This window comes from Frigidibacter sp. MR17.24 (assembly GCF_037095655.1).
Classification (GTDB): Bacteria; Pseudomonadota; Alphaproteobacteria; order Rhodobacterales; family Rhodobacteraceae; genus Frigidibacter.
In genome coordinates this window covers 373,531-384,009 of sequence record NZ_JBAWKE010000001.1, presented here as the reverse complement: position 1 = coordinate 384,009, position 10,479 = coordinate 373,531, and the positions used below count along the sequence as shown (strand labels likewise).

Here is a 10,479-nt window from a genome sequence, read left to right as displayed (position 1 = left end):
CGTGCGGCGGCGCAGGCCCGCCCCCCGGGCGCGGCGCCGCCGCCTCGGTGATGGCGAGGCGATAGTGCCCGCCCTCGAGCGCCGCCACCGCGATCGGCGGCAGCCGCAGTTCGGGCAGCGCGATCGCGGCGCGGTCGGGCAGATCCTCGAGCGAGAGCAGGAAATCGGGATAGGTGCCGCCGCCGAACCGCAGCAGCCGGCGCAGCGACTCGCGCCCGACGAGATAGGCCCCGAGATCCTCGAGCAGCGTCGCCTCGGGCTTGCCGAGACGGCGCGCGGCGCGCGACAGGAAGCGGTGGGTCGCGGCCTCGGGATAGTCGAGCATCGCCTCGAACCCGTCGGGGCCGATGGCGAGATCGCCGGCGATGTCGTGCCAGACCCGCGGCGGATAGGCATCCCGCAGGAAACATTGCAGTGATCTGTTCACCAGCCCGTGCATCGCCCGCCCCTCGCGCCTGGAACGACGATAGGGCGGGCGTCCTTAACGAAGCGACAACGCCGCCCCGGGGGCGTCAGAAGTCGGTCGGCGCCCCGCCCTCGGCCTTGCGGCGGGTGACGAAGGCGTCAAGCTCCTCGCGGATCGCGACGTCCATCGGCGGCGGCTCGAACTCGGCCAGGATCGCCTTGAAGATCCGGTGCGCGCGGTCGGCCGACCACAGCCCGCCATCGGCCTGCCAGGCCTCGAAGTTGCGCCAGTCCGAGGCGATGGGCTGGTAGAAGGCGGTGGTGTAGCGTTCCTGGGTGTGGGCGCAGCCGAAATAGTGGCCGTCGTGCCCGACCTCGGCCACGGCCTCGATCGCGATGTCCTCGGGGGTGGTGGCGAAGGTCGCGGGCTCCATGTAGCGCTGGATCATCTGCAGCATCTCGCAGTCCATCACGAATTTCTCGGGGCTGGCGATCAGCCCGCCCTCGAGCCAGCCGGCGGCGTGATAGACCATGTGCGTGCCCGACTGCACCGCGGCCCAGAGCGAATTCGACGTCTCCCACATCGCCTGGCCGTCGGGGACGTTGGCCGCGCAGGTCCCGGAGGAGCGCAGCGGCAGCCCGTAGAAGCGCGCCATCTGCCCGGTCATCTGCGTCGCGCGCATGTATTCGGGCGTGCCGAAGGCCGGGGCGCCCGACTTCATGTCGACGTTCGAGGTGAAGGTGCCGATCATCGCCGGCGAGCCGGGCGCGGCGTATTGCAGCAGCGCGATCGCCGAGAGCGCCTCGGCCAGCGAGAGCGCGACGGCGCCCGACATCGTCACCGGCGCCATGGCGCCCGCGAGGGTGAACGGGGTGACGACGACGACCTGGCCTGCGCGGGCGCAGCGCAGCGCGCCGTCGATCATCGGCTGGTCGTGCTTGAGCGGCGAGACCGAGTTGATGTTGGTGAACATCCGCGGCGCGGCGCGGAACTGATCGGGCGTGAGGCCGCCCGCGATGCGCACCATCTCCATCGCGTCCTCGATCCGCTCGGCGCCCAGCGAATAGGCGTGGCAGACCTTGTCGGTCAGGGTGAGCTTGGCGTGCAGGCAGTCGAGGTGGCGGACCGAGGCGTGGACGTCGATCGGCTCGACCGGGTAGCCGCCGGCGAAGTGGATGCAGTTGAAGTACTGCGTCAGCTTCATCATCGTCTCGAACCCGCCCATGAAGCCCGAGACCTTGCCGGTCTCGAGATCCCAGTAGTTGGGCGGCGAGGAGACGTTGCCGAACAGGATCTCGCGCCCGCCGAAGGGCAGCGCGCGGTCGGGGTTGCGCGGGATGACGGTGAAGGTGCGCGGGGCGCGCGCCACCATCTCCATCACGAAATCCTCGTCCATCTTCACGAGGTTGCCCTCGACGGTGCAGCCGGCGCGCGCGAACAGCGCCAGCGCCTCGTCGTGCAGGAAGCGGATGCCGATGTCGCGCAGGATCCGCATCGCGCCCTTGTGGATCGCCTCGATCCCCTCGGGGCCCAGCGGCTCGGTCGGGCGGTCCTGGTTGATCGGGATCCGCCAGGGCATCTGGTCGATGACATGGGCGCGGCCGGCGGCCCCGCCGCGCCCGGCCGCACGCCCGCCCGCGCGCCGGCGGCGCTGTCCCTGTTCCGCAACCGCTTCCGTCATCGCCTGCCCTCCTTGGCCACGTCCCGGGCCTCGGGGGACAGGATTGGCACGGGACCCGGCGGCTTCGCGGCGACGGGCGACATGGGAATGTCGTTTTCGGGCAGGCACCGGCGCGGGAGCGGCCACGATGCGGCCCCGGACGCGGACCGAGGCGGTTCCGGGACCGGGCCTTCGGTCGGGCCGCCAGTCAAGCCGGCGGCCAGCCCGCCAGTCGGGCCGCAGGGTCGCGGCGCAGGTCGGCCGACGGGCCGCGGCGCTGCAGGTCCGGGCGCAGCGAGGCCAAGACCCGGATCACCGGCCGGGTCGCGGGATGCCGCGCGGTGTCCGGCACGACTTTCGGAGCGGTCTGCGTCACTGTCCCGGGCATGGTCTTGGGCACTGCCCTCACAATGCCGCCACGGCCCGCGGCGGAGTCCGCCCCCCCACGCACCCGGCGGGGAGCAAACTCCGGCGCAGGTCCGGGGCCTGCCGCCGCCGCAGCGCCGGGGTCAGGCCTCAGGCGGCGTCGACCTCGGCAGGGCTGCGGTCGGCCGACAGCCCGTCAAGCCAGCGCGGCAGGTGGCCGATGTCGGGCAGCACGGTCTCGGCCAGCGGGTCGAGATCGGCGGCAAGGGCAAGGCCGGTCAGCACCCCGATGCCGCGCATCCCTGCGGCGCGGGCGGCGTGCAGGTCGTGGCGGCTGTCGCCGATCATCGCGACACGGGCCGGCGCGATGCCCATCCGGTCGGCGAAGGCCAGCAGCTGGCCCGGCGCCGGCTTGGCCCCGTGGCCCGAGTCGAAGCCCGCGACGAAGTCGAACATGTCCTCGACCCCGGCGGTGGCGAGGTGGCTGCGCGCCGGACCCTCGGCATCGTTGGTCGCAAGGCCAAGCCGCAGCCCGCGCTCGCGCAGCGCGCCCAGCAGCTTGGGCAGGTCGGTGGCGGCGACCTGCGGTGCCTCGGCCGCGAGCGCGTTCATCCGCGCGACCAGCGTCAGCGGGCTGGCGCCCGGAACATGCGGCAGCAGCGCCTCGGCGATCTCGCCGGGCGTGCCGGCGATCACCGGGCTGTCGGGCGCGAACCGGCCCGCAACGAGGTCATAGCCGATCGCGCGCCCCAGCTCGGCGGCGCGCTCGCCCTCCTGTCCGGCAAGGTCGAGCAGCAGGCTGCGGGCCCAGGCGCTCCACGTCGCGGCGAAGTCGAACAAGGTGCCATCCTTGTCGAAGATCAGTCCCTGAATGTCGGTCATGTCGCTCTCCCTGGGCCGGAACACTCGCCCATCGCGGGCAGTGGCGCAAGCGCGGCTTCCGCCGCGCCGCGGCAATATCAGGTAAAATACGGCTGATCACCCCCCGGCAGCCGCGCCCGCGCCTGGGCGACCTGTTCGGGCCGCAGGCCGTGGTCGGCGGCGAAGCCCAGCACCCAGCCATCCTCCTGCATCAGGAAGTCGAGCACCGCCGCGAGGAATTCGGGATCGGCGGCGCGGGCGCGGATCTCGTCCGGGCCGGAGCCGGTCGCGACCATGAAGTCGCGCAGCGGATCGCCCTGCCCCGCGAGCCATCCGAGCGCCGCCACCGCCAGCGATTCCGCCGCCGCCCGCTGGGCGGCCCCGGCGCCCTCGTCCGACCTGTCCCGTGCCATCCCTGCGTCCCCTTCGTTGCGCCGCGCCGGCCGCGCCGGGCCTGCCCCTCACCCCGCCCTGTACCGCGCCCGGCACCCCACCGCAAATCGCGCCGAAATCCGCGCGGCGCGACCTGCCGCAAACCCCGTCGTGCCTCCTGTGGTGCAACCTGCCGTCCGACGGGTCAACGACCGGCCCCCGACCGGCGCAGATCCGCCGGTCCTGCCCGCCCGTTACCGGATTTGAAAGGAATATTTAACCATTCCGGCACGAGTCTCTGACCGACCGCGATGATTTGCGAGCCAACGAGTTTCAGGGAGCCTCTCCGTGCCCGCGCGCCTCCTCGTCCATGAACCCGACATGACCCGACGCATCCTGCTGCGCGCGCTTCTGGGCGAGACGCGGCACCACGCGCTTTGGGCCGCGAGCGCGGCCGAGGCGGCCGATCTCGCCACCCGCTCCGAGGTCGATCTGGCGCTGGTGGCGATCGATGACCCGGCGGGGCTCGGCCTGTGCCGGCGGCTGTCGCAGGGCGGCGCGGTGCCGGTCATCGCCTGCACCGGCGCGCATCCCTGCGCCTCCGCGCGGCGGATCGCGGCGCTGGCGGCCGGGGCCGAGGAGGTGATCGAGGGCGCACCCGACGGGCGCGAGCTGTCGGCGCGGATCCGCCGGCTGCTGGCCGCGCGGGCCGAGCTGGCCGAGATCGGCGGCGACGGCAGCCCCGGCCCGGGGCTGGCCGAGGCGGCGCCCGATTTCGTGCAGCCGGCGACGCTGGTGGTGATTCCGGCGCCGGGCCTGCCGGCGCCGTCCTGGATCGGGCCGATGCGCTGCCGGCTCGAGGCGCGGGTGATCGTCACCGGGCGCGATGCGGCGCTGGCGGGCGAGATCGAGGCGGCGGATGCGGTCGTGCTGTGCATCGACCCGGCCGAGCGCGAGCGCGAGCTGTCGCTGCTGTCCGAGCTGCGCAGCCAGGCGGCGGTGCGGCGGGCGGCGCTGTCGATCGGGCTGCCGGCGGCCGCGGGCGCGACGGCGAGCGAGCAGCTGGCGCTCTGCATCGGGCCGGCGCTCGACCGCGGGGTCAGCGAGACGCTGCCGCTCGCGGCCGACCCGGCCGAGATCGCGCTGAGGCTCGCGCGCCAGGTCCGGCGCAAGCGCGCGGCCGACCGGCTGCGCGCGGCGGTGGGCGAGGGGTTGCGCCAGTCGATCACCGACCCGCTGACGGGGCTGCACAACCGCCGCTACGCGCTGCCGCAGCTGCAGCGCATCGCCCGGTCCGACCCGGGGCGCGGCTATGCGGTGATCCTGGCCGACATCGACCGGTTCAAGGCGGTGAACGACCGGTTCGGCCACGGGATCGGCGACGCGGTGCTGGTGGCGATCGCGCAGGCGCTGGCCGCCGAGCTGCGGCCGCAGGACCTGCTGGCGCGCATCGGCGGCGAGGAATTCCTCGTGGTGCTGCCCGATTGCGACCCGGCGACGGCGCGCGCGGTGGCCGAGCGGCTGCGCGCCGCGATCGCGCGGCGCCGGATCCGGGTGGCGGGCGGGGCTCAGGTCGGGGTGACGCTGTCGCTGGGGCTCGCGCTGGTCGGCGGTCCGGGCGGGCTGCCCGGCCCCGAGGCCGCGCTGGCCGGGGCCGATGCCGCGCTGCTGCGCGCCAAGACCGCCGGCCGCAACCGGCTGATGCTGGCGCCGCCGCCGTGGCGGGCCTTCCCGAACGCCGCCATGGGCCCGGCGCCGGGCGAGCGGCGACCGCTGGGCCAGCTTGCCACGCCCGTGCGCCCCGAACGTCCGGAGCGTCCCGAGCGCCCGGAGCGGGCGACGATCCTGCCCTTCGCCCCTGCCCCCGGCCTTTCCGCCACGCTCTCCTCAGTCGGGCCAGAGATCCGCGCGCCCGGCGCGGTGCCGTTGCCGTTGCCGCCGCACCTGTCGCAGCGCCCAGCGCGCGCGGGCCGCCCCGAGCCGGTGCCCCACCCGGCCCCCGCGCCGCCGGCGTTCGAGCGGTCCGCGCCGGGCCCGGCGGGCGGCGAGGCGCCGGCTCCGGACCCGGCGGCCGGGACCCGCCCGGAGATCGCGGTGCCGCCCGACTTTCCCGCCCGCGCCGCGCCCGCAGAGCTGCGCCGCCTCGATCCCGGCGGCCGACGCAGCGCGATGCCCGGGCAATTCTGACCCCGGCCGCCCTGTGCAGCGCGCCCCGCAGGCCAGGCCCGCTGCGGACGCCCGGACCTGTCGCCATCGATGTCCCGATCCGGACGGCGATCCTCAGCCACAGCACCGAGGGCGTCGAAGGTGGACGGCGTCCCGGGCGGATCGACAGCGTCGCCGCGGCGCGGCCCCCTCGGCGCGGCCCCGGCGATGACCTTAGACCGTGGGGCCAGGGGCGATCCGGGGACTGCCGCTGACCGCGCCTACGCAGGCGGGATGGCAGGGCGCGACGCGGCGCCGCAGACAGTCCCGGGCAGCCGCTGACGGGGGCGCGACGGCGGCGTACGGCGACGCCTAAAGGGGGCGGTGCGGCCGCCCCGGCAGTGCCGCACGACACCGCGGCCGGTGCCGGGCAGCCGCAGACCGGGGCGTCATGGCGGCGTGCGGCGACGCCTAGCCGCACCGGCAGTGCCCAGCGACACCGCGGCCAGTGCCGGGCAGCCGCAGACCGGCGCGTGATGGCGGCGTGCGGCGACGCCTGAAACGGGCGGTGTGGCCGCCCGGCAGTGCCGAGCGACACCGCGGCCGGAACCCGGCGCCTGTCGGATGCGGACTTGCAACGCGGGACGAGAGGTCACGGGCCGCGATCCGTCGGGCCATTGTGGCGGCGTCTTCCGGCGCGACGGCCGACCCCGCGCGGCCGGCGGCGGCATCTGCGGACTGCGGCGACGGGGATCATCCGGGCCACCACGGGCCGAAACCCGGCGCGCGGCCGGGCCGCGCTCACCGAGAGTGGGGTAAGGCGTGCCGGCGCGGAGCGCACGACGTTCGCGGCTCGGACGCCGCGGGAGAACGACCGCCCTCTTGGCGCGCGCGGATGCCCGCAACGCCGCCGCGATGCCTGAGGGCGAAGGCGGCGCGGGACAGGAGGCGATGGGCCGGAACGGGCCGACTGCGGGCACAGCTCGTCGGGTTGTCTTCGGCGTCGCAGCAGAGCGACGGGCGGGCGGCCCGACCTGCCCGGAGGGGCCCGGGATCGCGCACAGGGCTGCGACGACGGGCATCTGGCGCAAGCGCCGCGCCCGGTTGCGCCAAACCCCGCGGCGGGGGTCAAGACAGACTACTGGCATAGACGCGCGCCGGGTGCTGACCGGGACCGCCGGCGTTCGTCGCGGCGGGGGATGGGCAGAGCCTCGGGTGCCGGGGCCGGGCCTGTCGCCGGGGTGGGTGGACCCCGGGGCGCGCGTCTTCCCGGGCCGGTCCTCGCCGCGGCGGTGGCACCGCGCGCGGTGCCGCGGAACACCGGTTCAGCCGTCGTCAGGTTCGGGCGGCCCGTCCTTGCGCTCGCCCCGGTCGGGCGGGCCGCTCAGCACCTTTTCCAGCCGGTCGGCGAAGGCGTGGCGCTCGGTGGGGCTCATCTGGGCCAGGCGTTCGACCAGCAGCCGGTGGCCCAGGCGGAAGGCCTCGCCGACCTGTTCCTGCTGGGCCAGGATCAGCGCCCCGGCGGCCTCGGCATCATAGGGCTCGGCCCGCAGCAGCCCCAGCAGCCGGTCGAACTCGCCCCGCATCCGCCGCGGCAGGCCGCGCAGCTCTCCGGCCCGCTCGCGGAAGGCCGCGCGCAGCTCGTGGCGCTCGTCGCGGGTCAGCGCAGCGCCGTAGGGGCCAAAGCCCGCGTCGGGCGGCGGAGCGCGGTGGCGCTCGCCGAGCGCCGAGCCCAGGATCAGCCCGGCCAGCGCCAGGTTCAGCGCCACCGAGGCGTAGAAGGCCGGCCGCAGCCAGCGCGGCGTCGCCCGCGTCACCGTCATTGCCCGTCCGCCCCCAGTGCCTGTCCATCCCAGCCGCCCGCCGCGTCGATCGCGCCCGGGTCGAGGAAATTCGTCGCGACCTCGTAGGACGGGATCAGCGCCAGCGCCTCGTCGCTGGTGGCCGCCGTCAGCCCCGAGGCGAGACCCGGCGCGGCAAAGCCGAGCCAGAGCCCCGCGAGCCCGGCCGTCGCAAGCCCGCCCGCGACCTGCCAGCCGCCGCGCAGCGTGTCCAGGACCGCCCCGGCAAGGGCGGCCGGTCCGCGCCGCGCCCGGACCGGGCCCGAGGGCTGTGCGAGAGCCGGCGGCGCGGCCGCGATCCGGTCCTGTTCGTCCAGCGCATCGGTCAGAACCCGGGCGAGGAAGTCCTCGCCGGCCCGGCCGATTCCGGGGGCGCCGATCCCGGCCCCCTCCCCGACACCCGTGCCCGCGCGCGCCGCGAAGAGCGCGTCGACCAGCGCGAGGTCGCGCGGATCGACCGCGTCATCCGCCCGCTCGTCCGGGCGTCCGCCGGGCCATCCCATGCTCCGATCAGTCATCGCCAAATCCCAGCTCTGCGCGCCGCGGGGCGAGAAGCCGCGCCAGCGCCCGTTTCGCGCGCGCGGTCAGGCTCTCGACCGCCTCGACCCCGATTTCCATCACCTCGGCGATCTCGGGGTTCGACAACCCCTCGATATGCCGCAACATCACCGCCTGCCGCTGCCGGTCCGGCAACTGGTCAAGCGCGCCCGACAGCGCCTTCTCGCGCTCGTCGGCGATCATGCCGGCCTCGGCCCCCGGCCGGTCGTCCTCGGGCTCGGCCACCGCCTCGAGCGGCACCGAGCGGCCCCGCCGCCGCAGCCGGTCGACGGCGAGGTTCGCCGTCACCCGGTAGAGCCATGTCGAGACCTTGGCCTCGCCGCTGCGCCAGTCGGGCGCGATGCGCCACAGCCGCAGCATGGCCTCCTGCGCCACGTCCTCGGCTTCGGCCTGATCGCGCAGCCGCGCCTGCGCCACCCGCAGCGCGAGCGGCGCGAAGCGCAGCGTCAGCGCCCGCGCCGCGGCGGGGTCACCCGCGGCGTAGCGCGCCAGCAACGCCTCGTCCGAGGCCTCGGTCTCTAGATCGAGCGGCATTCCCATTCCCCAAGCCCTAGTGCCGATCCGGCCCGCCCGCAACCGGGGCGGACCGGGGCAGTGCCTGCCGGCGCCTCAGTTGCCCGAAGGCGCGGCCTCCGGCGCGTCGGCGGGGGCATCGGGGGCATCGGGGGCATTGGCCGGCGGCGGCATCATCCGCCCCATGCGGCCGCCGTGATCGCCCATGCGATCGCCGTGGCGCCCCTCCATCCGGCCGTCCATGCGGCCCTCCATGCGGCCCTCCATCCGGCCGTGCATCTCGTCCATCCGCTCGCGCATGCGCTCGTGCGCGGCCTCGAACTCCTCGGCCGAGACGGCGCCGTCGCCATCGGTGTCGGCGCGTTCGAACATCCGCTCGGCCGAGGGCATCGGCCGGGCCAGCGCCTCGTCCACATCGATCAGGCCGTCACCGTCGACATCCGTCGCCGCCATCCGCCGCGCGACCTGCGCCCGGATCCGCGCCTCGGCGCGGGCCATCTCGTGCGCGACCAGCTCATCCTCGCTGATCTTGCCGTCGCCGTCGGTATCGACCGCGATGCGGTCGTCGCGGAAGGCCTGCAGCTCCTCGGGGGTGACCGAGCCGTCGCCGTCGGCGTCGAGATCCTCGAACGCGGGCATCATGTCCATCATGGCGCCCATCATCCGCTGGTGGTGGCCGCCCATGCGATGACCGTCGCCCGGCCCGCGATCGGCGAATGCGGGCACGGCCAGCGCCCCCGCGCCGAGGGCCGCGACCAGCGCCCCGCCCAGAAGCCGCGCCCGGGTGACGCCCGCGACCTTGCCCGCAGCGGCGCCCGCAGCGGTGCCCGAAACCTTGCCCGAAACCTTGCTCGAAACCTTGCCGTTCATGGGGTCTCTCCTGTTTTGGTCCTTGTGCCGGCCCGGGAAGGCTTCCCGCGCCAGTCCCCCGTCATACGTGGCCCCCCGGACATTCCGTCGCGGCCCGGGACCACCTCGCGCCCTTTCCCTGCGCGGCGGCCCGCGCCATAGTCGCTGCGAGACGCGACCGGGCCATCCCAGATGATCCGCGGACCGCGAGGGAGAGACGATGACCGAGCTTATCACCCACGCCCCCGGCCCTGGCCGGTCGGCGGTGCCGTCGGCCGGCCCGCGGGCGATGATCAGGACCGAGACGAGGATCGGCACGAGGGCCGAGGGACGGCCAGACCTTCGCGCAGAGGTCCGGCCACAGGTCCGGGCCGAAGCGCGGATCGAGACGCAGGCCCAGACCGACCCCGGCACAAGCGCCAGCACCGGCCCCGCCACGGGCCCGGGCGCACGGGACGCGGGGCGGCCCGCCGAGACGCATCCCGAGCCGGACGCCGGTCCCGGGCGGCCGCAGGGCGACGGCCCCGAGCCCGAGCGGTCGCTCGCGCTCGCCCTGCAGCGCGGCTGGCGCCGGTGCTGCCCGTCCTGCGGATCGGGGCCGATGTTCCAGGGCTATCTCGCGGTGCGCGAAAGCTGCCCGGTCTGCGGGCTGGAGCTGCACCACCAGCGCGCCGACGACGGGCCGGCCTATCTGACGATCCTGGTGGTCGGGCACCTGCTGGCGCCGGTGATCCTGTGGCTGTGGGTGGCGTTCCGGCCCGAGCCGATGGTGATGGCCTCGCTGTTGTCGGTGGGCACGGTGGCGCTGTCGCTGTACCTGCTGCCGCGGATCAAGGGCGCGCTCATCGCGATGCAATGGGCCAAGCGGATGCACGGCTTCGGCCAGGCGCCGCGGGACGGGGTGTGAC

Annotated in this window: 10 protein-coding genes; 2 read left to right on the top strand and 8 right to left on the bottom strand. The window is 75.2% G+C overall.

From position 1 onward, the window contains the following. From V8J39_RS01865 to V8J39_RS01850, 4 genes are all read right to left on the bottom strand, one after another. The coding region (locus V8J39_RS01865; protein WP_336459168.1) for a heme NO-binding domain-containing protein at nucleotides 1-439 on the bottom strand (439 nt) is incomplete at its 3' end. Nucleotides 440-512: 73 nt separating this feature from the next. After that, nucleotides 513-2,087: a trimethylamine methyltransferase family protein gene (locus V8J39_RS01860; RefSeq protein ID WP_336459167.1), complete on the bottom strand. Its 1,575-nt coding sequence runs from the start codon at nucleotides 2,085-2,087 to the stop codon at nucleotides 513-515. 495 nt (nucleotides 2,088-2,582) lie between these two features. Beyond that, nucleotides 2,583-3,314, bottom strand: a complete 732-nt coding sequence (locus tag V8J39_RS01855) for an HAD family hydrolase (RefSeq protein WP_336459166.1) — start codon at nucleotides 3,312-3,314, stop codon at nucleotides 2,583-2,585. Nucleotides 3,315-3,391: 77 nt separating this feature from the next. Next, nucleotides 3,392-3,706 carry a DUF3572 domain-containing protein gene (locus V8J39_RS01850; protein ID WP_336459165.1) on the bottom strand — a complete coding sequence of 105 codons (315 nt, stop codon included), beginning with the start codon at nucleotides 3,704-3,706 and terminating at the stop codon, nucleotides 3,392-3,394. A gap of 340 nt (nucleotides 3,707-4,046) precedes the next feature. Here V8J39_RS01850 and V8J39_RS01845 point away from each other — a divergent pair, with 340 nt between their 5' ends. Further along, nucleotides 4,047-5,852, top strand: coding sequence for a diguanylate cyclase (locus V8J39_RS01845; protein WP_336459164.1), 1,806 nt, complete (start codon nucleotides 4,047-4,049; stop codon nucleotides 5,850-5,852). Between the two features lie 1,283 nt (nucleotides 5,853-7,135). Here V8J39_RS01845 and V8J39_RS01840 read toward each other — a convergent pair. The 4 genes from V8J39_RS01840 to V8J39_RS01825 form a co-directional block, all read right to left on the bottom strand. Continuing rightward, entirely contained in the window at nucleotides 7,136-7,633 is a 498-nt protein-coding gene (locus V8J39_RS01840) for a periplasmic heavy metal sensor (protein WP_336459163.1), read from the bottom strand. After that, entirely contained in the window at nucleotides 7,630-8,169 is a 540-nt protein-coding gene (locus tag V8J39_RS01835; protein ID WP_336459162.1) for a hypothetical protein, read from the bottom strand. The genes V8J39_RS01840 and V8J39_RS01835 overlap by 4 nt, the downstream gene beginning before the upstream one ends. Then, complete coding sequence (locus V8J39_RS01830; protein WP_336459161.1) at nucleotides 8,162-8,749, bottom strand: RNA polymerase sigma factor; 588 nt, start codon at nucleotides 8,747-8,749, stop codon at nucleotides 8,162-8,164. Before V8J39_RS01830 ends, V8J39_RS01835 begins: the two co-directional genes overlap by 8 nt. A gap of 69 nt (nucleotides 8,750-8,818) precedes the next feature. Beyond that, complete coding sequence (locus tag V8J39_RS01825) at nucleotides 8,819-9,592, bottom strand: EF-hand domain-containing protein (protein WP_336459160.1); 774 nt, start codon at nucleotides 9,590-9,592, stop codon at nucleotides 8,819-8,821. 532 nt (nucleotides 9,593-10,124) lie between these two features. Between V8J39_RS01825 and V8J39_RS01820 the strand changes: the two genes are divergently transcribed. Then, on the top strand, nucleotides 10,125-10,478 hold the full coding sequence (locus V8J39_RS01820; protein ID WP_336460170.1) for a DUF983 domain-containing protein: 354 nt from the start codon (nucleotides 10,125-10,127) through the stop codon (nucleotides 10,476-10,478). Nucleotide 10,479: the final 1 nt, after the last annotated feature.

Coding starts and splice junctions, on each gene's coding strand:
- V8J39_RS01860 (WP_336459167.1), bottom strand. CDS start 2,087: ATGACGGAAGCGGTTGCGGAACAGGGACAGCGCCGCCGGCGCGCGGGC.
- V8J39_RS01855 (WP_336459166.1), bottom strand. CDS start 3,314: ATGACCGACATTCAGGGACTGATCTTCGACAAGGATGGCACCTTGTTC.
- V8J39_RS01850 (WP_336459165.1), bottom strand. CDS start 3,706: ATGGCACGGGACAGGTCGGACGAGGGCGCCGGGGCCGCCCAGCGGGCG.
- V8J39_RS01845 (WP_336459164.1), top strand. CDS start 4,047: ATGACCCGACGCATCCTGCTGCGCGCGCTTCTGGGCGAGACGCGGCAC.
- V8J39_RS01840 (WP_336459163.1), bottom strand. CDS start 7,633: ATGACGGTGACGCGGGCGACGCCGCGCTGGCTGCGGCCGGCCTTCTAC.
- V8J39_RS01835 (WP_336459162.1), bottom strand. CDS start 8,169: ATGACTGATCGGAGCATGGGATGGCCCGGCGGACGCCCGGACGAGCGG.
- V8J39_RS01830 (WP_336459161.1), bottom strand. CDS start 8,749: ATGGGAATGCCGCTCGATCTAGAGACCGAGGCCTCGGACGAGGCGTTG.
- V8J39_RS01825 (WP_336459160.1), bottom strand. CDS start 9,592: ATGAACGGCAAGGTTTCGAGCAAGGTTTCGGGCAAGGTTTCGGGCACC.